At 41.6% G+C, this 24,816-nt stretch carries 25 protein-coding genes and 1 pseudogene; 18 read left to right on the forward strand and 8 right to left on the reverse strand.

Annotation, left to right across the window (positions count from 1 at the left end; genetic code table 11):
* Positions 1-407 precede the first annotated feature (407 nt).
* On the forward strand, positions 408-1,649 hold the full coding sequence (locus L7A31_RS13805) for an ISL3 family transposase (RefSeq protein ID WP_237362355.1): 1,242 nt from the start codon (positions 408-410) through the stop codon (positions 1,647-1,649).
* Here the strand turns inward: L7A31_RS13805 and L7A31_RS13810 are convergent.
* From L7A31_RS13810 to rnm, 5 genes are all read right to left on the reverse strand, one after another.
* Complete coding sequence (locus L7A31_RS13810) at positions 1,579-2,388, reverse strand: hypothetical protein (RefSeq protein ID WP_237362356.1); 810 nt, start codon at positions 2,386-2,388, stop codon at positions 1,579-1,581. The genes L7A31_RS13805 and L7A31_RS13810 overlap by 71 nt on opposite strands.
* Before the next feature lie 68 nt (positions 2,389-2,456).
* Positions 2,457-3,257: a phosphate/phosphite/phosphonate ABC transporter substrate-binding protein gene (locus L7A31_RS13815; protein ID WP_237362357.1), complete on the reverse strand. Its 801-nt coding sequence runs from the start codon at positions 3,255-3,257 to the stop codon at positions 2,457-2,459.
* Between the two features lie 276 nt (positions 3,258-3,533).
* Positions 3,534-4,442 (reverse strand): 23S rRNA pseudouridine(2605) synthase RluB, encoded by a 909-nt coding sequence (gene rluB / locus L7A31_RS13820; RefSeq protein WP_237362358.1) that lies wholly within the window; start codon positions 4,440-4,442, stop codon positions 3,534-3,536.
* Positions 4,443-4,546: 104 nt separating this feature from the next.
* The gene (locus L7A31_RS13825) at positions 4,547-5,167 is read right to left on the reverse strand and encodes an L-threonylcarbamoyladenylate synthase (protein WP_237362359.1); all 621 of its coding nucleotides are present in this window, start codon (positions 5,165-5,167) and stop codon (positions 4,547-4,549) included.
* A gap of 12 nt (positions 5,168-5,179) precedes the next feature.
* Positions 5,180-6,079, reverse strand: a complete 900-nt coding sequence (gene rnm / locus L7A31_RS13830; protein WP_237362360.1) for an RNase RNM — start codon at positions 6,077-6,079, stop codon at positions 5,180-5,182.
* A 398-nt stretch (positions 6,080-6,477) separates the two neighbouring features.
* On the opposite strand from rnm, the gene L7A31_RS13835 reads away from it, so the two are divergent.
* From L7A31_RS13835 to L7A31_RS22315, 8 genes are all read left to right on the forward strand, one after another.
* Positions 6,478-8,043, forward strand: a complete 1,566-nt coding sequence (locus L7A31_RS13835; protein ID WP_237362361.1) for an anthranilate synthase component 1 — start codon at positions 6,478-6,480, stop codon at positions 8,041-8,043.
* A 4-nt stretch (positions 8,044-8,047) separates the two neighbouring features.
* Positions 8,048-8,632 (forward strand): aminodeoxychorismate/anthranilate synthase component II, encoded by a 585-nt coding sequence (locus tag L7A31_RS13840; RefSeq protein ID WP_237362362.1) that lies wholly within the window; start codon positions 8,048-8,050, stop codon positions 8,630-8,632.
* Positions 8,633-8,656: 24 nt separating this feature from the next.
* Positions 8,657-9,655 (forward strand): anthranilate phosphoribosyltransferase, encoded by a 999-nt coding sequence (trpD, locus tag L7A31_RS13845; RefSeq protein ID WP_237362363.1) that lies wholly within the window; start codon positions 8,657-8,659, stop codon positions 9,653-9,655.
* Between the two features lies 1 nt (position 9,656).
* Positions 9,657-11,072 (forward strand): bifunctional indole-3-glycerol-phosphate synthase TrpC/phosphoribosylanthranilate isomerase TrpF, encoded by a 1,416-nt coding sequence (gene trpCF / locus L7A31_RS13850; protein ID WP_237363573.1) that lies wholly within the window; start codon positions 9,657-9,659, stop codon positions 11,070-11,072.
* Positions 11,073-11,086: 14 nt separating this feature from the next.
* The gene (trpB, locus tag L7A31_RS13855) at positions 11,087-12,277 is read left to right on the forward strand and encodes a tryptophan synthase subunit beta (protein WP_237362364.1); all 1,191 of its coding nucleotides are present in this window, start codon (positions 11,087-11,089) and stop codon (positions 12,275-12,277) included.
* Entirely contained in the window at positions 12,277-13,083 is an 807-nt protein-coding gene (gene trpA / locus L7A31_RS13860; protein ID WP_237362365.1) for a tryptophan synthase subunit alpha, read from the forward strand. The genes trpB and trpA overlap by 1 nt, the downstream gene beginning before the upstream one ends.
* A gap of 498 nt (positions 13,084-13,581) precedes the next feature.
* Positions 13,582-13,884 (forward strand): hypothetical protein, encoded by a 303-nt coding sequence (locus tag L7A31_RS22310; protein ID WP_494338362.1) that lies wholly within the window; start codon positions 13,582-13,584, stop codon positions 13,882-13,884.
* Positions 13,885-13,983: 99 nt separating this feature from the next.
* Positions 13,984-14,661, forward strand: coding sequence for an acyl-homoserine-lactone synthase (locus L7A31_RS22315; RefSeq protein WP_494338363.1), 678 nt, complete (start codon positions 13,984-13,986; stop codon positions 14,659-14,661).
* Here L7A31_RS22315 and L7A31_RS13870 read toward each other — a convergent pair.
* Together L7A31_RS13870 and L7A31_RS13875 are read right to left on the reverse strand one after the other, a co-directional pair.
* Positions 14,658-14,828 (reverse strand): annotated as a pseudogene (locus L7A31_RS13870) (IS630 family transposase); the annotation flags it as partial. The gene L7A31_RS22315 and the pseudogene L7A31_RS13870 sit on opposite strands and share 4 nt — an antisense overlap.
* A 43-nt stretch (positions 14,829-14,871) precedes the next feature.
* Positions 14,872-15,895, reverse strand: a protein-coding gene (locus tag L7A31_RS13875; RefSeq protein WP_435532896.1) for an IS630 family transposase whose coding sequence is annotated in 2 segments (ribosomal slippage) — positions 14,872-15,442 and positions 15,441-15,895 — 1,026 coding nt in all. Because the reading frame shifts where the segments join, the coding sequence is not laid out codon by codon here.
* A gap of 173 nt (positions 15,896-16,068) precedes the next feature.
* Here L7A31_RS13875 and L7A31_RS13880 point away from each other — a divergent pair.
* The 7 genes from L7A31_RS13880 (at position 16,069) to L7A31_RS13910 (ending at position 21,381) form a co-directional block, all read left to right on the forward strand.
* Positions 16,069-18,651, forward strand: a complete 2,583-nt coding sequence (locus L7A31_RS13880) for a hybrid sensor histidine kinase/response regulator (RefSeq protein WP_435532897.1) — start codon at positions 16,069-16,071, stop codon at positions 18,649-18,651.
* Positions 18,652-18,710: 59 nt separating this feature from the next.
* The gene (locus L7A31_RS13885) at positions 18,711-18,962 is read left to right on the forward strand and encodes a hypothetical protein (protein ID WP_237362367.1); all 252 of its coding nucleotides are present in this window, start codon (positions 18,711-18,713) and stop codon (positions 18,960-18,962) included.
* Positions 18,963-19,059: 97 nt separating this feature from the next.
* On the forward strand, positions 19,060-19,602 hold the full coding sequence (locus tag L7A31_RS13890; protein WP_237362368.1) for a septation protein A: 543 nt from the start codon (positions 19,060-19,062) through the stop codon (positions 19,600-19,602).
* 78 nt (positions 19,603-19,680) lie between these two features.
* On the forward strand, positions 19,681-20,097 hold the full coding sequence (yciA, locus tag L7A31_RS13895) for an acyl-CoA thioester hydrolase YciA (RefSeq protein ID WP_237362369.1): 417 nt from the start codon (positions 19,681-19,683) through the stop codon (positions 20,095-20,097).
* Positions 20,098-20,188: 91 nt separating this feature from the next.
* The gene (locus tag L7A31_RS13900) at positions 20,189-20,485 is read left to right on the forward strand and encodes a YciI family protein (RefSeq protein ID WP_237362370.1); all 297 of its coding nucleotides are present in this window, start codon (positions 20,189-20,191) and stop codon (positions 20,483-20,485) included.
* A gap of 1 nt (position 20,486) precedes the next feature.
* Positions 20,487-20,906, forward strand: a complete 420-nt coding sequence (locus L7A31_RS13905) for a GspS/AspS pilotin family protein (RefSeq protein ID WP_237362371.1) — start codon at positions 20,487-20,489, stop codon at positions 20,904-20,906.
* 256 nt (positions 20,907-21,162) lie between these two features.
* Positions 21,163-21,381: a hypothetical protein gene (locus L7A31_RS13910; protein ID WP_237362372.1), complete on the forward strand. Its 219-nt coding sequence runs from the start codon at positions 21,163-21,165 to the stop codon at positions 21,379-21,381.
* 31 nt (positions 21,382-21,412) lie between these two features.
* Here the strand turns inward: L7A31_RS13910 and L7A31_RS13915 are convergent, their stop codons facing one another.
* On the reverse strand, positions 21,413-21,664 hold the full coding sequence (locus L7A31_RS13915) for a DUF1289 domain-containing protein (RefSeq protein ID WP_237362373.1): 252 nt from the start codon (positions 21,662-21,664) through the stop codon (positions 21,413-21,415).
* Between the two features lie 313 nt (positions 21,665-21,977).
* Between L7A31_RS13915 and L7A31_RS13920 the strand changes: the two genes are divergently transcribed.
* Positions 21,978-23,120 carry an ABC transporter substrate-binding protein gene (locus L7A31_RS13920; protein ID WP_237362374.1) on the forward strand — a complete coding sequence of 381 codons (1,143 nt, stop codon included), beginning with the start codon at positions 21,978-21,980 and terminating at the stop codon, positions 23,118-23,120.
* Entirely contained in the window at positions 23,110-24,816 is a 1,707-nt protein-coding gene (locus tag L7A31_RS13925) for an ABC transporter permease (RefSeq protein ID WP_237362375.1), read from the forward strand. Before L7A31_RS13920 ends, L7A31_RS13925 begins: the two co-directional genes overlap by 11 nt.

A 24,816-nucleotide genomic window follows, 5' to 3' on the forward strand; every position in this document is an offset into this window, starting at 1 on the left:
AAAAAGGTTTAAAATATTATTATTATAAATAGGTGTTTGCGCTCTCTTTGAATATATCTATAAATTAATTGTAGTCAGCAAGATTGATGTTTGATAATTATATTTTGTGGATACCCGTATACAGAATTGGCCCCAATTTTCGGATATGACTTAAGTGATTGATCTGCTTAATTTTTAGCTATTTCAAAGTTTTTATAACTGGGATTAGTCGCGATCGGGTTACTCTATCTAACGAGTGATATTGGCTTATTCATTTATCAGAATAATGGTTTGATGATAAGACATCAGTGATGTGGCAGCTGATCCAGATTCCGGATAGATCGGCTCTTTTCAATTTCCTGTGGGCTATAAAGTCAGGTATCATAAGGGCTCAGCCCATCCTCTAATATCTGAATGTTCTCACTATTATGGCCAACATTACGCTTCCTCTTGATATCGACTCACTAAAAATATTATCACAAGACATTGATGAAAAAGGTAATATTGTCCTTACCGTAGAGAGTAAGTGTCAGCAGACCCACTGCCATAAGTGCGGAAAATCCGCGACAAAACGACATGGCTATGGTGAAACCATGAAAGTCCGGCATACCTCTATTTTGGACACGCCAGTCATACTGAAAATCAAGCCAGTTCGATATCTGTGCGAGCATTGTGGCGATGGTCCTACCACACTAGAAAAATTCGATTGGGTGGCTAAGGGAGGAAAAATCACTAAAGGCCTAGAAACCTACATTCAACGTTCCCTCATCAATAGCACGATTCAAGATGTGTCACGCAAAGAAGGCGTTTCCTATAGTACGATTTCAACGATGCTCTCGCACAGCATTGGCGTTACCGTCAACTGGGATAACCTCCGTGACTTACATACCATTGGTATTGACGAAATTAGCAACCGAAAGGGCTTCCAAGACTTTGTTGCGATAGTCAGTGCAAAGGATACGCAAGGTAACCTGTCTATTTTAGCCGTATTGGATGACCGTAAGAAGGAGACGGTATTGGATTTCTTTCAATCCATTCCCGATGAGTTAAAACAGACGGTGAAACACGTCTGTACCGATATGTATGATGGCTTTATCAATGCGGCTGTGGAAGTGTTTGGGCAGAAGAAGGTCGTGGTCGATCGTTATGATGTGGCTAAGCTCTACCGACAGCCTCTAGACGATTTAAGAATCAAAGAAATGAAGCGGCTCAAGTTAGAGTTATCCTCTGCAGACTATGCTGAACTGAAGGGGATGATGTGGATTTTACGCAAACAACATGAATGCCTCACTGAGACAGAAAAAAGCAAACTGACTCTACTTTATCGCCATTCTCCTTTACTGAAGAAAGCTCACCGTCAAGCGTTAACGTTGACCCATATTTTCAACACCCATAGTGATAGGAAGTCAGCGATAGCGAAAATAGACCGATGGATTACACAGGTTGAAAAAAGCGAATTGTCGTGTTTCGATAGATTTATCGGTACCCTAACAAAATACAAATCCAGCATAGCTAACTACTTTAAGAATAGGAAGAATAGTGGGTTTGTTGAGGGTCTAAACAACAAGATCAAAGTTGTCAAAAGACGATGTTATGGTTTCACAAAAGCAGAGTCGTTATTCCAGAGATTGACGCTGGATTTACAGGGCTACAGAATGCTCGGAATCTGACCCACAGGAAATTGAAAAGAGCCAAGACCAAGAATGTCGTGATTATCGCTAACAATAACGCCAAGGACACTATCGCCAGTACGATCACTTTTTTGTACACTCTATCGGTTAACTGCGCTTGTACTAAACGAATTTGAGACTCAGTATCCTCTAGGATTTTATGACTACTCAGTTGGATATTTTCATTAATCTTCGCGATGCGTTGCCTTTGCAAAGCAATCTTATTTTTTATGATGCTAGAATCTAGATAGATTTTCACTGCAACATAGCCAAAAGAGGACTCCTTCATCGAATCAAACTCTTTGTCTATTTGATGACTACTTTGCTCTTCATAACTAGCCCACGGCCCGCCCTTCTCCATTTGAATATCAATTTTCTTAAGCTCAGGGATGTTCTCTATTTCACTCTTCGCTAGGGTTTCAATACCATCGACATCAAAGTTCTCTGAAAACGGTAGAAACAAAGACGAGAGCTGCCCGGCTAGAGCCCGGCTGCTTTCGTCAAAACTTTGGATATCTTCTTTCTCTGTATTAGATAAATAGTGTTCAAGCTCTTCGGAGACTTGGCTTGATAAATCTCCAAGATTATTTTGAACACTTGGGATAACTTCACTATCTAAATTTTGACTCAGCTCCTCAGTGACCTGATTGGGTATTATGTATCCAATAATACAAGAGGTCATTATAATTACGAAAACGAACGCACCAACAATTATTTGCTTAATACTTAGATCTTTCATTGGCAAATATACCTCCACTTCCCTAATGTCATTGTATTATTGGACAAAAACCAAGCTAGAAAATCAAATTACCAAGTATAACTTTTAGGATCGATATTCCCTTTATCCATTAACTTAAGAGAGAAATCTAGAGATGAGTTTTCAAAATCAACCATTTCTTTTGCAGCAAATACTTCCTTCGCTTCTTTTGCTGCACTGACTAACTTGATGACATCAGACACCGGCACTTCGGTTGAAACAGATAGTACGTAGTCCGGATTTTTCTGCTCTGAGACTCCTGGGATAACATACATTTCTAACTGGGGATATTTGCTCTTATTTGCTTCCCACCACCAATTCTTAACCACACCTGCTGCGGCTTTGCTCGAACGCACTGCACCAACAGTAGCAGTATGACTTTTGGTTGCTATGCTCGCTTTACCAGATGTCGCAGCTTTCGCACTAGACTCACCAGAGCTAGAACCCATTGCATAAGCAACTTTTTCAGGACTATTTTTCAAGATAGCTACTGGGTCTTGCCCTTTTGGATAAACAAGTACGCCACTGTAATACTCTTTACCGTTTACCGCTTGAATGATCATGTTGCCTAAACCACGAGCACGTATGATTGCTTGTGCAAATGAACCAGCAAAAACTAAACAAGGCTTATCACCACTAAAGGCTTCAAATATTTGAGGGTAGCTTTTCGCAATCCGTGGACGCATTTCAATTCCTGAAGATTCACTGAGTGATGCTGTGATGTCTTGTGCAATCTTAGGCTTTGCTTTCCAACTTGGAGCAAACCATATATCAACCTTATCTGCACTATAAGAGTTAAAAGATGCCATCAAAACAAAAGCCGGCAAAAGTAAGCGAATTAACGTTTTCATCTAAAATTCCTTTTTATTTTAAATAGAAGCTGATCGGTGGCCTTTTCCACATAATTAAAAATAGATTACAAATAAGACAACTAAAATATAATTTATATGACACAAAGCACAAATATAAATTTAGAACTAACACTCAAATTAATTCTAAAACAATTAGTTTTGAGTAAGTTATTTACTCTAGTTAATATAAGAATTAATATTATTAGAATAAATACACAACAAAAAAGCACGAATTGATTTAATTCGTGCTTTTTAAGAATAAATAATTGGTATTAATTATTTTCTTCGAGAAGGCTTTCTTTTACTTTGATTGCTACCGCGCCCCTTTGGAGTGCTCACTCTCTCTTCATGACGTTTCACTGCCCGACGAATCTTTTGACTACGCGAACGCTCTCTCTTTCTAGAAGTATTGTCTTTAGACTGATCGAGTAAAGTATTCTTCTCTGGTCTAAGTTCAACTAATTCACGAAGGTAGTTAACCTCTTTTAGAGTCAGCTCCATCCAACCACCGCGTGGTAGTTTCTTATCGAGATAGATATCGCCATAGCGAACACGCTTCAGTCTGCTAACTGTTGTATCCTGTGATTCCCATAAGCGGCGAACTTCTCGGTTACGACCTTCGTTAATCGCGACATAGAATGTGTGATTCATGCCTTCGCCGCCAGCATAGACGACATCTTCGAAGCGAGCCATACCGTCTTCAAGTTCTACACCTTTAACTAGGTTTTTCACTTTCTGTTCAGTAACTTCACCAAAGACTCGAACCAAGTACTCCCTTTCAACTTGGCGACTAGGGTGCATCAAGCGATTAGCGAGCTCACCGTCAGTAGTGAAAAGAAGCAATCCGGATGTATTGGCATCTAGTCGACCTACAGAAATCCAACGCGAACCACGAATCTTAGGTAAACGATCAAATACAGTGCGTCGTCCTTCTGGATCGTGGCGAGTACATAGTTCACCTTCCGGCTTATAATATGCCAGTACTCTACATACCACTTCTTCTGAAGATTTGGTTGAAACATGGTGACCATCGATTCTTACGGTGGCATTTTCATCTTCAAGGCGCTCACCCAGTTTAGCGACGACTCCATCGACGCTCACTCGACCCGCTTTGATCAACGCTTCTAGTTCACGGCGTGAGCCGTATCCTGCACGCGCTAATATCTTCTGTAATTTTTCGCTCATTGGCTTACCTAATAGTTGTCGTCTTCACAGACGTCGAAATGAATTGCGTAACAAAAACGCAGTCGAGCATTATCTCAAAATGCTTCGACAAAATCACCTGAATTTTATTGGAAAGGTGCAACGTCACCAGAACCAACTCTTGCTACGACTGGTTCATCTTCGCTGAAGTCAATCACAGTAGTTGGCTGCTCACCTAGATACCCACCATTTAGAATGCAATCTACGGCATGTTCTAGCTTGTCGCGAATATCTTCAGGATCCGATTCAGTATGTTCATTACCAGGTAGAATTAATGACGTTGACATCAGTGGCTCACCAAGAGCTTCTAACAGATCTAACGCAATATTGTTGTCAGGAACACGTATACCAATGGTCTTACGGCGCGCGTTCATCAAACGTCTAGGCACTTCCTTGGTCCCTTTGAAAATAAAGGTGTAAGGACCAGGGGTATTGTTTTTTAGAAGTCGAAAAGCGGTGTTGTCTACTCTGGCGTACAAAGATAGCTCAGATAAGTCGCGGCACAAAAGGGTAAAGTTATGTTTGTCATCCAAGCGACGAATCTGACAAATACGCTCTAGAGCTTGCTTGTTTTCCAGCTGACAACCAAGTGCGTAACCAGAATCTGTGGGATAAACCACGACTCCACCATTTCTTATAATTGCAACAGCTTGACTGATTAAACGTGCCTGTGGGTTTTCTGGGTGAATATAAAAAAACTGACTCATTATTATTCCTCGTTATCGAGTCAACGACTCTGATTTATGGGGATGATCGCACTTATCACTGACAAGTTTTTGATGAGTCAATCCCCAATCTTTCCAAATAGGCTCTACTCCAGAAGGCAGCCAAAGATTTCGGCCCAGTTCCATCCATTGTGAAGGATAGTGGAAGTCACTGCCTTGAGAGGCTAATAGATTGTATTGTATAGTATAGTCGGCCAAATTGCGCCTTTCTTGTGGAGCCTGCTGCGGTTGTGCTACTTCCATCCCATCTCCAGAAGCATCAACAAATGCTTGAATTAGGCGCTTTGTCCATTTAGCCGTTAATTTATAGCGACCAGGGTGAGCCAATACTGCTACGCCACCAGCACTATGTATGGCTGCCACCGCTTCTTGCATTGAGCACCAACTTGGTGGGACATAACCCGGGTTATCGCGAGTAAGGTACTTTTTGAAAACCTGCTGCATGTTTTTGACATAGCCCTTTTCAACTAACCAACGAGCGAAATGAGCCCGCGTGATCGGAGCGTCTTTAGCAATACTCTGTACTTGGGCAAGCACATCTGTTGCTTTAGTCGCTTTTTGCAGTCGCTCTGCAATTAATTCAGCTCGTGCAACCCTGCGTTGTTTCTGCTCTTCGATAAGGCGACTTAAATCAGCATTGTCACTATCGATATTTAGTCCAACAATGTGGATATCCTTGTTTTGCCACACCGTCGATATCTCTATCCCTTTAATCAACCGAATGGCGAGCTGTTTTTGCTCAATATACTCTTCCGCACAGGCTAAACCCTCAACTGTATCATGATCGGTAATTGCCAAAACGTTGATACCAAAGCCAATCGCTCGGTCAATGAGTTCTTCTGGCAATAAATGCCCATCAGAAGCAGTTGTGTGGCTGTGCAAATCAATTTTCATAAATTAGCTTTTTTTAGTTGACTTTTCTCTCTCGTACTAGTTAACTAGTACAAAATAAATTTTCACCGAAGCGACGAGCGCTATATGTTACAAGAATCTCACTACAATTCGAAATCTAATAATGCCCTTGTAGTGGATAGCACATACGTTATAGCTAATATTGCACGTTGGTGGCGTACTTGGATATTCTCCAAGCGGGTTACTGTATGCTTCTAAGAATTTTAGACATTCACAATTAGCCCGCTCTTTCCAGCGGGCTTTTTAGTTCTAGGTATTTGCATTATCAAAGGTTATCCGTTTCATCCCAAAGTATTTGAAAGGCATAACATCTCCTATTTGGGAAGAGAAACAGAGTATGCGAATATGTTCGACAGAAATAATTAATATAAGGAGGTCTTGTGAACAAGGCCATTACGATAGAAAGTTTAGGCGAACTTGAAGTAATCAGTACACCAGTGCTGTACTCACAAGATCCAACCAGCCTGTTTTACACTCTTTGCCACGAGAAAACTGATAGCCTGTTGCTTGAATCTGCAGAAGTGGACTCGAAGGAAGATTTACAGAGCTTGTTACTTGTTGATTCCGCGGTTCGAATTGTTTGCCATGGTGAAGAAGTGACTTTTTCAGCTCTAAGCGACAACGGACAAAAGTTGATTGAGCATTTAGCGGGAAATGTAAGTGACAGCATCACTTCTAACTTGAACGCTAACCAATTAGTCTTGAAGTTCGAAAAGCCAAATGTACGACTTGATGAAGACTCTCGCCTACGACAAGCCTCTTCTTTTGATGCGCTCAGGCTAGTACAACATAGCTTTGATTTAACAGACAAAGACAAGCATGCCATTTTCTTAGGCGGCTTGTTCGCCTATGACTTGGTTGCAAATTTTGAAGCTATTGGCAATGTCGAATCGAATAGCAAATGCCCAGACTACGTATTTTATGTCGCTGAAACGTTATTAGTGATCGATCACCAAACGAAGACAAATCAGCTACAAGCAAGCCTATTTAGTACAGATGAATCTATTCGCAACCAAATTACTCAACGAGTGGAAGAAATCGGCAAGCAATGCTCATCGATTCAATCATTGCCAGCGGCAGATAAACTTCCTCAGGTAGACGTTGTAACCAATGTATCTGACGAGGATTTCCGTCAATCAGTGACTGATTTAAAACAGTACGTGGTAAAGGGTGATATTTTCCAAGTTGTGCCTTCTCGCCGCTTTACACTGCCTTGCCCTTCTCCACTAGCCGCATACAAAGAATTGAAGAAACAGAACCCAAGTCCTTACATGTTTTACATGCAAGACGAACTATTTACTCTGTTTGGAGCTTCACCTGAAAGTGCGTTGAAATACGAAACGACCAGCAACCAAGTAGAGATCTATCCAATCGCAGGAACTCGCCGCAGAGGTAAATATGCCAACGGTGACATTGACTTCGATTTAGATAGCCGTATCGAGCTCGAGCTGCGCTCAGACATGAAAGAAAATGCAGAACACATGATGTTGGTTGATCTGGCTCGAAACGACGTTGCACGCATATCAAAACCGGGAAGTCGTCACGTAGCGGATTTACTCAAGGTTGACCGCTATAGCCATGTAATGCACTTAGTTTCTCGCGTCGTTGGCCAACTAAGAGAAGATCTTGATGCATTGCACGCATACCAAGCCAGCATGAATATGGGGACACTAACAGGCGCACCTAAGATTCGCGCCATGCAGCTCATTCGTGACACTGAAAAAACACGCAGAGGAAGTTATGGTGGCGCAGTTGGCTATTTAACTGGTGAAGGCTCTCTAGATACCTGCATCGTCATTCGTTCAGCTTACGTAGAAGATGGCTTCGCGCACGTTCAAGCAGGCGCTGGCGTCGTTTTTGATTCCGATCCTCAAGCTGAAGCAGATGAAACACGTGGCAAAGCTCAAGCTGTAATCAATGCCATCAAAACCGCCCATCAGGAGTAGAATCATGGCGAATATTATTTTTATCGATAACTTCGACTCCTTTACTTATAACTTAGTCGATCAATTTCGTTCACTGGATCACGAAGTCACGATTTATCGTAATAGCATTGATGTTGATACCATCGAAAAAGCAGTAGAGTCTTTAGAAAATCCCGTACTACTGTTGTCACCAGGCCCGGGCCAGCCTTCAGAAGCAGGCTGCATGCCTCAGTTGATCAAGCGCTTGCAAGGTAAAGTCCCAATGATTGGTATTTGTTTAGGCCATCAGGCTATCGTTGAGGCATATGGAGGAACCGTCGAAGGTGCCGGTGATATTGTCCATGGCAAGGTGTCTATGATGTCTCATCAATCACACCCTATTTATCAAGGTTTGGCTGACAGTATTGCTATCGCACGATACCATTCTCTGGTCGCAACTAATATTCCTGAATGCTTGACTGTCACCGCTGAAGTCGATGGATTAGTTATGTCTGTGACACATGAAGAACATAAAGTGTGCGGCTTTCAATATCACCCAGAATCAATCATGACGACCTACGGTGCAACTCTACTTTCCAATGCTATAAATTGGGCATTAGACAAACAATAATTTTAAGGTCAGTTGGAGAATACTATGCAAAATATTATCGACAAGTTGCTTGAGCAACAGTCACTATCGCAGCAAGAAAGCTCTCAGCTATTTGACTGCATTATCCGTGGTGACTTGGAAGCTGTGCCTATGACAGCTGCACTTATCGCCCTTAAGCTTAAAGGTGAAACCCCAGATGAAATTGCTGGAGCTGCAAAAGCGCTAGTCGCCAACGCCACACCATTTCCAGCAATTGATTACGATTTCGCTGACATTGTCGGCACCGGAGGAGACGGGCATGACACCATCAATATCTCCACAACCGCTGCTTTTGTTGCGGCTGCATGTGGGCTAAAAGTCGCCAAGCACGGTAATCGTAGTGTATCAAGCAAGTCTGGCTCTTCGGATTTACTTGCATCATTTGGTATCAACCTGGCTATGACTCCAGAAGAGACAAAAAAAGCGGTCGATGATATTGGCGTAGCTTTCTTATTTGCACCTCAATATCATTCTGGTTTTAAACATGCGATGCCTGTTAGACAAGCACTCAAGACTAGAACCATTTTCAATATACTTGGTCCACTTATTAACCCTGCACGTCCACCAATTCAGTTAATGGGCGTGTACAGCAAGAAGCTAGTTAAACCTATCTCAGAAACCATGCTGCAGATGAATAAAAAACGAGCAGCCGTAGTGCACGGTAGCGGGTTAGATGAGGTGGCTATTCACGGTGAAACAACGGTGGCGGAAATCAAAGACGGCGTGATCCATGAATATGTATTAACACCTGAAGATTTCGGAGTTAAGCGTCATGAATTAGAAGCTATAAAAGGTGGCTTGCCGGAAGAGAACCGCGAAATCATCACCAATATCTTGACAGGTAAAGGTACGGAAGCTCAAGTGAGTGCCGTTGCGGTGAATGTAGCACTTCTAATGCGCTTATTCGGCCACGAAGATTTAAAACAAAATACCCAAATGGCTATCGAGGCAATGAATTCAGGAAAAGCTTATGAGCTCGTCCAGCAACTGGCTCATAGAGGTTAACATGACACAGCTATCTGAACACGTATCCGTACAAGAAACTCAAATGGCTAAGGTTTTAGTCAAAATCGTTGCAGACAAACGTATTTGGGTTGATGAGCGTAAACTACAGCAGCCATTGGAATCATTTCAACCTAAATTGGAAAAGTCAGATCGTAGCTTTTATAACGCTCTGTCGACAGGCAAAACAGCCTTCCTTCTCGAGTGTAAAAAAGCCTCTCCTTCAAAAGGCCTGATTCGAGAAGTATTTGATTTAAACTATATTGCTGGCGTATATAAAAACCATGCTTCTGCAATATCAGTGTTAACCGACGAAAAGTACTTCCAAGGTAGCTTCGAGTTTTTGCCAAAAGTCCGCAGCATCGCGACACAACCTGTATTATGCAAAGACTTTATGATAGACCCATACCAAGTCTATCTGGCTAGGCATTACGGTGCGGATGCCATCTTGCTGATGCTTTCCGTTTTGAATGACGATGAATATACACAACTCGCTGACATTGCTCACTCTTTAAACATGGGCATTCTGACCGAGATCAGTAACGAAGAAGAGCTTGAGAGAGCAGTTAACCTAGACGCAAAAGTCATTGGTATCAACAATCGCAACCTTCGCGATCTATCCACTGACCTAAATCGTACTAAAGAGCTAGCGCCTCTTCTTAGAGAAAAAGCTCCTAACACTACCATTATTTCAGAGTCCGGTATTTATACTCACCAACAAGTACGCGACTTAACTCCTTATGCCAACGGGTTTTTAATTGGCAGTTCACTGATGGCCGAAGATAATCTAGAACTTGCTGTACGCAGGGTGATATTGGGTGAAAATAAGGTTTGTGGCCTTACCAATGCAAAGCACGCGAGCAACGCCTATCAAGCTGGCGCGGTATTTGGTGGATTAATTTTTGTAGCAAAATCGAAACGCCACGTAGATATTGAAGCGGCAAGGCTAACTATGAGCGGCGCACCGCTTGAATATGTCGGTGTATTCCAAAATCACACGGTAGAACAAGTCGCAAACACGGCGAACGATCTGGGCTTGAAGGCGGTACAACTGCACGGCGACGAAGACCAACTCTATGTAAATAGCTTGCGTGAGCAACTTAATGTCGACATAGAAATATGGAAAGCATATGGAGTGACTGACTCGTTACCTACCTTGCTTGAAGAATACATAGATCGTCATTTGCTAGACACCAAAGTTGGCAATCAATCAGGTGGTACAGGAGAAACGTTCGATTGGTCATTGTTAGCCAATGAAACGAAAGTTATGCTTGCAGGTGGTCTGTCACCTGAAAATGCTCAACAAGCTTCTCAGCTAGGATGCTTAGGGCTCGACTTCAATTCGGGTGTGGAATCTGCACCCGGCCAGAAAGATAAAAACAAGCTGCAACAAGCATTTGCGGCCGTTAGAGATTATTAAAGGATACAACTATCATGGCTAAACTAGATGCCTATTTTGGTGAGTACGGTGGACAATACGTACCACAAATTCTTGTTCCAGCATTAGAACAGTTAGAACAAGCTTTTATCGATGCCCAAGAAGATCCAAGCTTCCGTGCAGAGTTTATGTCTCTGCTACAAGAATACGCGGGACGCCCTACAGCCTTAACGTTAACGCGCAATTTAACCAAAGGCACAAAAACCAAGTTGTACCTAAAACGTGAAGACTTACTACATGGTGGCGCACACAAAACCAACCAAGTGCTAGGTCAAGCCTTACTAGCAAAGCGCATGGGCAAAAATGAAATTATCGCTGAAACTGGAGCAGGCCAACACGGTGTTGCAACAGCCCTTGCCTGTGCCCTATTAGGACTTAAATGTAAAGTCTATATGGGTGCAAAGGACGTTGAACGCCAAAGCCCAAATGTATTTAGAATGAAGCTGATGGGCGCAGAAGTGATTCCTGTACATTCTGGCTCTTCCACGCTAAAAGATGCTTGTAACGAAGCGCTACGCGATTGGTCTGCGAGCTATGAGAAGGCGCACTATTTACTTGGTACTGCTGCCGGCCCACACCCTTTCCCAACTATCGTTCGTGAATTTCAACGTATGATTGGTGAAGAGACCAAACACCAGATCCTAGCTCGTGAAGGACGCCTGCCGGATGCTGTGATTGCTTGTGTTGGTGGCGGCTCAAACGCCATTGGTATGTTCGCTGACTTTATCGAAGAAGAATCAGTTCGCCTCATTGGCGTTGAGCCAGCCGGTAAAGGTATTGATACTGATCAACACGGCGCACCACTTAAACATGGCACAACGGGCATTTTCTTTGGTATGAAAGCGCCACTTATGCAGGATGAAAATGGACAAATCGAAGAATCCTATTCTGTTTCAGCTGGCCTAGATTTTCCGTCTGTTGGCCCACAACATGCGCACTTAAATGCTATTGGCCGCGCCGAATATGACAACGTCACTGACGATGAAGCATTGGAAGCTTTCCAAACTTTAGCCAAAAGCGAAGGTATCATACCTGCATTGGAGTCTTCTCACGCACTGGCACACGCATTACGTATGGCTAAGCAAAACCCAGACAAAGAACAGTTATTGGTAGTCAACCTATCCGGCCGTGGTGACAAAGATATTTTCACCGTCCACAAAATCCTGGAAGAAAAAGGAGTTATCTAATGGATCGCTATCAAAATCTGTTCAGTCGTTTAGCAGAAAAAAACCAAGGTGCGTTTGTGCCATTTGTGACAGTTGGCGATCCAAACCCAGAGCAATCTCTAAAGATTATGGAGACTTTGGTTGAATCTGGTGCGGATGCACTAGAGTTAGGGATTCCTTTCTCAGACCCTCTTGCTGATGGCCCAACAATTCAAGGTGCCAATATTCGAGCGCTAGCTTCGGATACTACTCCAACTATTTGCTTTGAACTTATTGGCAAAATCAGGGCGAAATATCCTGATCTGCCAATTGGACTACTTATGTACGCCAACTTGGTTTATTCAAAAGGTATCGAAAACTTCTACCAACAATGTTCAGAAGCAGGAATCGACTCTGTTTTGATTGCAGACGTGCCAACTAACGAAAGCAAAGAGTTTGTTCAGGCAGCAGAAAAACATGGTGTGCACCCAATTTTTATTGCGCCTCCTTCGGCGAGTGATGAAACTCTAAGTGACGTCGCTAGACTTGGTGGTGGATATACGTATTTACTTTCTCGCTCTGGCGTAACAGGAGCAGAAACTAAAGCGAATATGCCTGTCTCTGATTTGTTAGATAAGCTGAACCAGTACGATGCTCCACCTTCGCTGCTAGGGTTTGGTATCTCTGAACCATCTCAGGTGAAGCAAGCACTGGAATCTGGTGCAGCAGGTGCAATTTCAGGCTCAGCAGTAGTCAAGATCATTGAAGCAAATGTAGAAAAACCAGATGAAATGCTAAGTAAGTTAGCTAAGTTTGTTTCTGATATGAAAGCTGCGACTGTCAAATAATTTTTAAATATTGCCTTTAGTACCAAAACTGAAGGCAATATTACTTTTCATCACTTTGAAAGCCCATCCTACCCTCAAAAATACTTAATTGCTTTATAAGATTAATAGTTAAGCACCAATTAATTCACCAAATCCATTGTTGAGGCAGGGTGTTATAATTGCATGACTATTCATTTTGTTTTCTTCTACCATTTTCAATAACAAATTTTGCACTACACATTGATAGTGTATCAAAAGTTTTCCATTGATCTTTAAGTATATATTTTTGAAAATTATCAATATATGCTAAGTTCGGTTCTATTCAGATATGTAGGGACGCACAAAAAACAAACCACATTTGAAGTTTTGGCTGGGTTGTACACCCTCTCACCTAACTACGTCAAACTTTATAACTAATAAAAGTTCATCAGGGTTAATACGGCATTACTGTTAACAGCAGTGCAATGAAGGACGCTATGTAATAATAGCTTAGGCATACAGAAGAATAAGGTTAATAACATGGATTACTCGTCTCTATTCAACGAGTTTTTGTGTGCAGACTATAGCACTAACACTACGAAGTACGATTTTTTCAACGCTGTTAGAAACTACATTTCTTCTAACGGGTGTCACTTTTTCCAAATACTCCTTGTTGCTAGAAGAAAACAAATCGTAGAATTTACGCCAAGTATCTCATCAAAAAATTTAGCCACAATATTCGAACACCACTCTTATCGCAGCATAGTTGGAAAACCATTCGATGGTAGCAAAGAAGAATACCTGCTGATTGAACAGGTCGCCGCAAAGCTATATAACAACTAGTTAGAATTTTGGAGCGATTATCTAATATACGATATTAAAACTAACTACAGTGAACTTGCGAGCCTCCCTAAAAGCCCTCTTCTTCCATTTAATGATGAAATGTATTGCTCGGAAGTTGTAAACGACATTTCGCACGATAAGCGTTTATTTTATACTCTTCACCATGATAAACCCATGCTCCTAAGAGACGCTATTTATCTTATCAATCTAGAGTTGTTTGTGAAAACATCCAAGTGGTATGAGATGTTAATGTGCATGAACCTATCAAGGTCAGGCAAGCATATGATATTAACCGCTCCACTTAAGTATGAATATCCAGTAATCGTTTCTAGCGTCTTGATACAAGGTTGGGATCAACGACACCAATGGCTGAGCTATCAAGAGTACTTTCAAAGCAATCAGTGGAAGCTTTGCATATCTTATAGTGGCCAGAATATCCTCAATAAATCAGGCATCCTTTCCACCTCGCTAAAAGGCTCTTACACGAACGTTGAAAGCTTTGAGACTGATTTTCAGGACAAACTTCTCAAAAAAAATCATATTTGTGAACTTTTACGACTAACGGTAAGTGGTACTATTAGGCAAAAAGTATACTATTTGTATCTAGCACAAAAACATTTAGCGAAAGCCGTGTACGACCTCGGATATGACTTTTGTTTAACAATTATAGAGCAACCATTCTTATTAAACTATTACGAAAACCTAAATAATAACTCTTACATATCAACCAGTTGTTACCAAATGGACAATACGGGTGATACCAATTCCATTAATTAAGTTATCAGGTTAACCCAATCTCTAAAGCAGAGTGAGATAACTCTGCTTTTATCTGAACAGAACTTATTCCAGGCACGACAAAGCTTGTCGACAATATCGCCATAGTTTTCAAAACATCGATTTGCGAGTTCGTTTTGACGAAGCCAACTCCACACCTGCTCTATGGGGAATATGGCGGTATATGAATGATACTAATACCAATTCCATTAATTAAGTTATCAGGTCAACCCAATCTCTAAAGCAGAGTGAGATAACTCTGCTTTTATCTGAACAGAACTTATTCCAGGCACGACAAAGCTTGTCGACAATATCGCCATAGTTTTCAAAGCATCGATTTGCGAGTTCGTTTTGACGAAGCCAACTCCACACCTGCTCTATTGGGTTCAGTTCCGGGGAATATGGCGGTATATGAATGATACTAAGGTTGTCAAAATCATCTGCAAGATAGCTTTGGTGCCAACTCGCTTGATCCATAATGACAACAGAGTGCTTACCTGATGGTGTGGCATGTGAGATAAGCCGAAGTTGCTCCTTCATTGCCTCCATATTACTAACAGGCACAACAACGGCTTCCGCATCACCAGTGGTAACGCATACGGCTCCAAACAAGTATGCATATTCAAATTGCTGCTGTTGTACCGCCCTCGGACGAGTGCCCTTGGGAGCCCATATTCGGGTTGTCGTGTTGCGCTGACCAAACCTGGCCTCATCTTGAAACCATATTTGAACATTTTTTAGTGCGACATGCCCGGGGATCTTAAGGATCGTTTCTATTGGGAATTTTTTTAAAAGCTTCTTGAACTTCTATTGATTGCTTAGGGTGCTTGGAGCGAGTCGTAATCCAACTCAAGCCAATATCATGTAGCAGGCGATATATCCCTGACTGTTGATAGGTAATACCAAAATTGCTTTCTATAAAGAGGCCGATCTCCCTTGCCTGAAGGCGGCCACCATCAGCATTAACAGCATGTTCGGTGACATATTCTTTGAGTTGTTGCCTTTGTTCTTCGGTTAAGCGGTGAGGCCTCCCTGAATGACGCTTTTCTTGCAGTCCTTCAAGGCCGTGATCGAGATAAGCCTTAACCCATTTGTTAACGCTAACTCTGCTGACTTTGAGGAATTTAGCGATCTCCGTACGGCTTTTACCATCAACAAAGTGGGAAACAGCAAGGTAACGTATTCTAAGCCGAGCGTTAGACGTGGAGTTGATAAGGCTGGGGAAATCGTGCTTCATGAGGGCTCCTTCAAGAGCTCTCATTAGATCATAAAATTAATGGAATTGGTATGATTTGATGTACAAAGGACTTTGGAATACTAAAGTTCTTCTTCAGTCTTTGCAGTCATGTACATTTAGTCAGTACAAAGAAAAAGCTAATGATATTAAACGAAAAGTTGCAGTAGAGCTTTATGCATAACGTTATATTCGGTACAAATTTACCACCTCAAGCTTTAACTCTAACCTTAGTTGGATTCGCTATTTTAGTATGGTTGGTTTGCTACATTTTTAGCTTGAGGCAAATGCAGAGCACTGTTTTAAACACTTATCACTTCCCCTATATTTGCTACTCAGTCTGTATAACTTTATGGATATTTTCCAATGCATATTTTCAGACTGGCTTGTTGGTTAGCTTAGGTGAGCCGACTGCAGTCACTATGGCTAAAATAGCTAACATAAGTTCTTTTTTTGCTTTTGCGTTTGCATACTACTTCTCATGTGGACTGCTGGCATCTCAAACACGATCAAAAATCAATTTGATACAAATTCTAATCCTCGCTGCTAGCTCTATTTACACGTTATACGTAAATACCGTTCATAGCGACACTATTAAAGGAGTAACAATATCAGGTGCAGGACAGTTTGATATTATTTTTGGCCCACAAACACCGTATTTCTTCGGTTTAGTATTTGCTATTATTTTATTAACTCTATTCAACCTATTGAGATGCCGTAAGTACCATTCTAAATTAAACCTTGCTAAAAATAACTACATGGTTATGGGGATATTTATATTTATGACGTCTACTGCCGTTATTCATATAGGATTCGCATATTTCTTAAACAATTTTTCATATACTTGGTTACCACCTGCATTTTCTATCAGCGAGATATTGTTCGTCGGCTATGCCCTTGTTACATCAAGGTTTTATAGTTCAAAATATATTGTCTATAGTGGTTTGACAGTCCTGATTTCAGGAGTTGTTCTAGCTATACTCCTCATTCCACTAGCTCTTGTTATGAACTCATACTTTGAGTTATTTAGCGTTGCAACCGTATGTATCTTAACCGGTATTAGTTGGCGTTATGTACATAGCTTTTTTAAACGTTGCACTGCGAAGCTACTGTACGGCTCTACTACGACACCAGTAGAAAAGATACGTGCGTTGGAAAATGATTTCCAACACTCGACTCGCTATGCTCTAGAGAAATTAGGAAACTTACTCAATTTGCCGAGCGGGAAATTAAGGCTTATTACAAACAAGGTAGATGACCCAACATACTCTCAATTTTTGTCACAACAGAAGTCTGTACTGATTGTCGATGAAATTGAAAACGCAATTCAATTCACTGATTCTAAAGCCAATGAGCAACTTAAAGAACTAAAAATGAAGATGCGTTCTGATGAAACTGCACTGATACTGCCTTTATATGATGAAAATTCCGGAATATCCCACTTATTGGTTTCTCCACATAAAATTGATGGCGGTTTATTTTCGCGAGAAGAAGTAAGAGCGTTGCAGAAGGTTATCGACAAAGTACAAGGCTATATCAATGCCGATCGAAAAGTCTCGCAGTCGCAAGCGTTAGCCAACACCATCGCCCATGAAATGAGAAACCCACTGACTCAAGCTCAGCTTCAATTTGAAGAGTTAAAGGAGATGGTAAAAAATCGTGCGCCAACGCCAGATATTCTTTCGGATATTGAGAAAGGTAGTGCAGCGATACAGCGAGGCAGGCAGCTCATCGATATTATCCTTAGAGAGGTAAGCGACTCTTCCCTAACAAAAGAGCCCGCCGTTGATTATTCAATCCGGAAAGTAATTGAGCAAGCGATCAATCGCTATGGATTCGAAAGCAGCAGTATTCAACAGAGAGTTATCTTTGGTAAAAGCCCCGACTTTGTTGCTAAATTAAACGATACTTTGTTTCATTTTGTGCTTTTCAACCTACTGCGAAACGCCATTTACTATTTTGATTCTTACCCTGATTCTCAAATTCATATTTCCACCAAACAAGGCGAGCATGAAAACTGCGTTGTTTTCCGCGATAATGGCCCGGGAATCGATCCAAATGTCCTACCCAAAGTTTTTGAAGACTTTTTTACTCATGATAAAAATGGTGGCAGCGGTTTAGGGCTGGGCTATTGCCAGCGAGTAATGCAAGCTTTTGGTGGCAGAATCACTTGTGAATCTGAGCTCGGCAGTTTCACTGAATTTAAGCTTTATCTGCCCGTTGTCACAAATTCTTCTGTGACATTGAATGACAACAATAACCTTGATAGAAGCAATTCAATTGAAGGCTCCTTCGCGAGCACAACTTTATCTACATTCGATGAGAACCAACAATCTGTTTTAGAAGTAGATTTTTCTAGCAAAACTATACTGGTGGTTGACGACAAAGAAGTACAGCGTGCATTAGTAAAACTGTATTTGGAGCAACTTGGCTGCAAAGTGATACAAGCGAACAATGGCCTTACGGCGGTTAGTGTCTTCCGCTCTAACCCTGTAGATGTGGTTCTCATGGACATTCAAATGCCAGTAATGAATGGCTTCCAAGCTTGTGAACAAATCCATGAGATATCTCCAACTACCCCAGTAATCGCATTATCTGGTGAATGCGGCGTTGAAGATTTAGCTAAAATTCAACAAGTAATGAATGCAAGGCTTGAAAAACCAACATCAAAAATTGCGCTTGAAGAAATGCTTGTCGATCTGTTTAGTCAGTCTGCAAAACAAACGGTTCCAGTAACGAGTGGCACTGATTATGCATAGACACCTTTGTATGACGGGTGACAAATTTTTGTCTGCCTAGGCTACAAAGGATAAGAATTATGGATATTCATCGCCACACTTACTACGGACTTATTCACCACGGTATCAAGTCGCTACTCGTTGATAGAGTTGGACACTTCACTGAAATGGAGTATCACCAATACCTAAATGTAATGACTGGAAAGTCGAGCTGCTTCTCTATGAGCGATGATGAACTGAAGGTGGCGGTAGATAACCTTCGTAACGAGGGATATTTAGAGGACATGAAAAACTTGATCCCGCGTTTAGAAGCTAGTCATTTAGAACGCTAATCGCATCGATTTTGTATCTAGGTGTCTCTGGGTATTTTGTATTCATGCAGTTTTGGGTAGACTGTAGCGATATTTAGACAAGACTTACGCTATAAGAATGAAACAAATCATCGACTTTATTCCTCTCATCGTCTTCTTCGTATTGTACAAAATGTACAACATTTATGTCGCTACTGGCGCCCTGATTGTCGCTACAGCAATACAAATATGCCTCACCTATCTGCTTTATAAAAAAGTAGAGAAAATGCAGCTAATAACATTCGTTATCGTTGCGGTGTTTGGTGGCATGACGATATTTCTTCATGATGATAACTTCATCAAGTGGAAAGTGACCATTGTTTACGCCCTCTTCGCTATTTTCTTAACTGCTAGCCATCTTATGGGAAAATCCGCGATTAAGAGTATGTTAGGTAACGAAATAACCCTACCGGAGCACGCTTGGGCTAAGATCAATTGGGCTTGGGTTACTTTCTTTGCAGTCTGTGCCGTCGTCAATATCTATGTGGCATATGAACTTCCTCTTGATGTATGGGTCAACTTTAAGGTGTTTGGACTTCTAGTGGCGACTCTAGCCTTCACTCTTCTAACTGGTGTGTATATATACAAACACCTACCTAAAAATAACGAGTCGGAAGAGTAACGGTTGACTCCAACATTTTTGTATTTTTTATTTTAGAAGCGGCTTAATTAGCCGCCTTAAGTTTTTTGGGATGTCAAAATGAGCAAAGATAGTAGTTCACCAAAAGGTCAGTTACTGACCAGAACATTAGCCATGCCCGCTGATACTAACGCCAATGGAGATATCTTCGGCGGCTGGATCATGTCGCAACTCGATTTAGCTGGCGGAATTCTTGCTAAAGAGATCTCTGGCGGAAGAATCGTCACTGTATCCGTTTCAAGCATTACATTTGAAAAACCAGTGAAAGTTGGCGACGTAGTTTGCTGCTACGGAGAGTGTACAAAAATTGGCAGAACTTCAATGTCAATCGACCTTGAGCTTTGGGTTAAACCTGTACGAGATGGTGTAGTTGGTGAGCGCTTTGAAGTATGTCGCGCGACCTTCAATTACGTTGCGATTGATGCAAATGGACGACCTAGACCAGTGAAAACTGAAGGGCACTCTCACATAGCGTAGGTTTCTATATTCAAGTTCTTCGAGTTTCGCTAAAGTAAACCAGTCACAGATAGGTCCTCAGACCCATGTAACAGTAAGGATAAAAATAAATATGTGGTATGTAATTTTTTCAACGGACGTCAAAGATTCATTAGAGAAACGTAAAAGCGTGCGAGCAAAACACTTGGAGCGCTTACAAAAGCTACAAGATGAAGGCCGCTTATTAACTGCTGGGCCTATGCCGGCAATTGACTCGGATGAGCCGGGTGAAGCAGGTTTTACAGGCTCGACTGTGATTGCACAGTTTGATTCAATTCTAGATGCACAATCTTGGGCAGAGTCAGACCCGTATGTTGGTGCAGGTGTTTACGAGAGCGTTATTGTAAAACCGTTTAAGAAAGTTTTCTAATATGAAAAAAAGCATTATTTCTCTTGTTCTCATCGCGATATCAGCTATAGCACTTTCTGGATGTGCCTCTAAATCCGATCAAGAACAGCGCAGATTAGAGCTTATCGCAAGTAATCGAGCGGGGGTTTTAAGTGCAGAACTCCCTCTAGAATACGGACCTCTTTCGATTATGAGCGCTAAAGCAAATGGTACCGTAATCGAAATTATGATGGTGTATAACCAAGATGCAAAAGGTGCAAAACCTTTCAAAGAAGTTATTCACGATACGATCAACAGCTACTGTGTGACGCCTGAAATTACTAGGAATTTGGGTATCGGAATAAACTATCAGATTAAAATGCGCAATAGCCGTGGTCAACTAGTGGTTGATAAATTAGTCACTAAACAGACCTGTGACGAACATGGAGACGACGCGAAGTAACCCAATTACTTTGTCTAACTCCCTAAAAGAGATTTGTGGAATCGAACCTAGATCACAAATCTCTTTTTTTTTCGCATAAATTCATACTGTGATATTCACTCCATTTCTATTTACATTTTAATCAATTAAGTGGTGGGCAGATTTTTTGCTCGTCTACTATAAGAAGCTCCGAGCAATAATCTGATTTGGATCTCCCTTGACTACGCATTCGACAAATTCTATGGTTTGATAACCACCTCACAATGCGGAGATACTTATGAAAAGGGCCAGTTCCACCTATCGTCTTCAGCTCATCAAAGAGGTTGCGTCCAAAAAGCAACAAATGGCCAATGATCCTATGGCGAATTACATCCACCAATTACTTTCCGAGAAAGCTGATACTGACAATAGTGTTGAGCTAAATAACCGCTTTGTTGGAAGCCATTTCGACGAAAATGCAGGTGGATGGATCAGTGATATTTGGGGACTAAAATAGAACGCTACTCATTTAGCTATCCGCTAAATGGTTAAAACAACGACTGCTGGATATCATCATCTTGAGAGGGTGCTCCACCCTGCTCTTGTTTCTGCTTAGCAATTTTACGCCGATATCGTTGGCGACATAGTTTAATGACATGTAGTTGTTGTGCTGGTGTCATTTGCAACCAATTAAAGCGCTCTTCACGTTTGCGCATGCACCCTTTGCAATACCCTTTGTCATCCAAGCTGCAAATACCCACGCAAGGGCTAGGTACAACAAAAAACTCTAACTGTTCCATATTCGCCCTCCTTCTCATATCTATTAACGTTATGTCATCTGCTGTAAGACTGCAAACACTTGGTGACACAACATGTTCTATTCAACAATACATTGCGATATAAGCGCGCAAAAATTAACCTCCCCAAGATAATGCTACGTATTAACTGTTGGGTCTAACAACATTTTGAGCTGAAAGGTGTTTTAAAACAATTTCTAACTTTTTAATCTAGCTACTCTATAGCCTCCTCATTAGGTAATATAAGCGGGCCTGCTGAAAGTAAAACTTCATGAGCTAGGTCTCCTCATTACATCACTTTAGCAATAGGAACACTATGAAAAGGCTTTTCATAACGTTATTCATATTTTTAATCTCTCAGTCCGTATTTGCCCAAGACAACTGGCAAGACATCGTCAAGAAAGCTCACGGTCAAACCGTCTATTTAAATAGCTGGGGTGGGAGCCAAGAAGTTAATGACTATATTCGCTGGGCAGGTAGACAGCTTAAACAGAAATACGATATCACGTTGGTACAGGTCAAAGTAACTGACATGATCGAAACCACGTCACGCCTTATTGCCGAAAAGGCCGCAGGTAAAAATAGCGGTGGTAGCGTCGACATGGTTTGGATTAATGGTAAATACTTCAAGTCACTAAAAGAAAATCACCTACTTTATGGACCATTTGTCGACACCCTACCCAATTGGAAATACGTTAACAAATCCTTGCCTGTTTCAGAAGACTTCTCTGTTCCAACAGACCGCTACGAAGCGCCATGGGGAGTCGGTCAGTTAATCTTTATGTACGACTCAGCTACGCTAAAAAACCCGCCGCGTTCATTTGCTGAACTACTTAGCTACGCAAAAGCGCATCCAGGCCGCGTGAGTTATCCAAAACCACCAGAGTTCCATGGTTCGAGCTTCCTCAAAGCAGCCTTAATCGAACTCACCCACAACAACCCAGCACTGCATAAACCAGTAAATAAAGCAGATTTTGAAAAAATTACCGCCCCACTTTGGCAATACTTAAATCAACTGCATCCACTTATGTGGCGTGGTGGTAAGCAGTTCCCATCTAGCTCCTCAGAAACCATGCAGCTTCTCGATGATGGACAACTCGATCTTGCTATTGCATTCAACCCTAATGCGGTTCTTGCAGGCCAAGAAAGTGGTCGACTTGCTGATACCGTCAAAGCGTACGCTATGGATGAAGGCGCGTTAACCAATGTTCATTTTCTCGCTATTCCTTGGAATGCTACTTCAAAAGCAGGTGCGCTTGTGACAATTAACTATTTGATGAGCCCAGCTGCACAGTCAAGAAAAGGCAATACCTCTGTATGGGGAGATCCATCAATTTTGCAACACAAATACCTAACGGGTACAGCGAAACATATCAAGCTGTACAAATCTCTAGAAGAGTTAGATCCAAGTTGGCAATCAGCGTTAGAGGTTGAGTGGCAAAAACGCTATGGCAGTTAACACAATTCAAACTGGCAAGCGAAATAGCATAGCTTTTCGCTTGTCCTATATAGTGTTAATCGCCGTGTGCGTTTTACCACTATTACCCGGTTCACTAGGTGTTGTCTTATCGGCACTTGGTTATATACCGCCTATTGGTCTCCGTCACTTCAATTTTGATGGTTTTTTTCAAGTGTATGAATGGAATGGAGTATTTCATTCTGTACTGTTAACAATATTTACCGCTTTAAGCAGCACATATCTCGCTGCACTATTTTGTTTTGCTATCATGCAAAGCTTATTCGGTCGGCCTATTTGGAAGAAAATAGAAACGTTAATCTCTCCTTTGCTCGCAATGCCCCACCTAGCATTTGCCATCGGATTTACTTTCTTGTTTTCCTCTTCTGGAATGTTTTTTAGGCTTATTCACCAACTATTTGGAGTCAATTTAAGTCACTCATCTTATTTTAGCCTTGTTCAAGATCCTTATGCTTTAGGACTAACTCTGGTATTGGCACTCAAAGAAACACCGTTCCTATTGCTAATGAGTTTACCAATAATCCAGCAGTTAAAGGTCCAGAAGTTAAGTCAAATCAGTACGTCACTTGGCTACTCTCCCCACCAATTTTGGTGGAAAGTGGTACTTCCTCAATGGCTTCCAAAGCTGCGTTTTGCACTGTTTTCTGTACTCGCATATGGAGTATCCGTTGTTGATTTAAGCCTGATCATGGGCCCTAATCGTCCGCCAACATTTTCTGTCCTAGTTTGGCAGTGGTTTAATGAACCGGATTTAAGCCTGATGCCAAGAGCAGCGGCAGGAGCTGTGACGCTTTTCGCTATTGCAAGCTTAATGCTAACTGTCGCAGTACTCTTTGAAAAGAGCTGCACCTGCATTTGCAAAAACTGGCAGTTTTCAGGTCGATTTGGTGTTCGGCTTCCGGGGAAAAGCGTCATAACAGTGTTAATTACACTTTCAACAATCATCTTGCCCATGATGTTGGTATGGAGTTTTGCATTGCGGTGGCGCTTTCCTGAGCTATTACCCACGCGCTACAGCCTAAGGTTTTGGCACGACGAATGGTTTAATGCTTGGCCGACAATTAATAACAGTCTTTCGTTAGCAATTATCAGTGCAACTATTGCCCTTTTGCTTGCATTTATTGCTCATGAATATCGAATCCGATATAAACTGCGTTTACCGAGTTATGTTATTGCGTTGCCTATATTGATACCTCAGCTGTCAGTGCTGTTTGGCTTACAAATCACATCATTGTTTATTGCTAGCAATCAGTACTACCTCTGGGTTCTGTGGTCACATATATTCTTCGCTTTTCCATACGTTTATTTGTCCTTAGATGGACCATGGAAAAGCTATGACAATCACTATACTCACACTGCTTTTAGCCTTGGTAAATCACCGATAGTGACATTTTTAAAAGTAAAGCTGCCAATACTTAAAACAGCCATACTGTATGCTTGGGCTATGGGGGCAAGTGTTAGCTTAGCTCAATACCTTCCGACCCTCATGCTTGGTGGTGGGCGTATCAACACGATCACAACCGAAGCGGTTGCATTAACCAGTGGGTTTGATAGACGCGTGACAGCAATTTATGGTTTGTGGCAAGCTCTCCTGCCATTCATCTTTTTTACTTTGGCCATTTTAATAGGACGTTTCAAACGCCCTTCTTTAAGCTATGCCCCTAAGGAAGCGAACTAA

Source organism: Vibrio marisflavi CECT 7928, assembly GCF_921294215.1.
Taxonomy (GTDB): Bacteria; Pseudomonadota; Gammaproteobacteria; order Enterobacterales; family Vibrionaceae; genus Vibrio; species Vibrio marisflavi.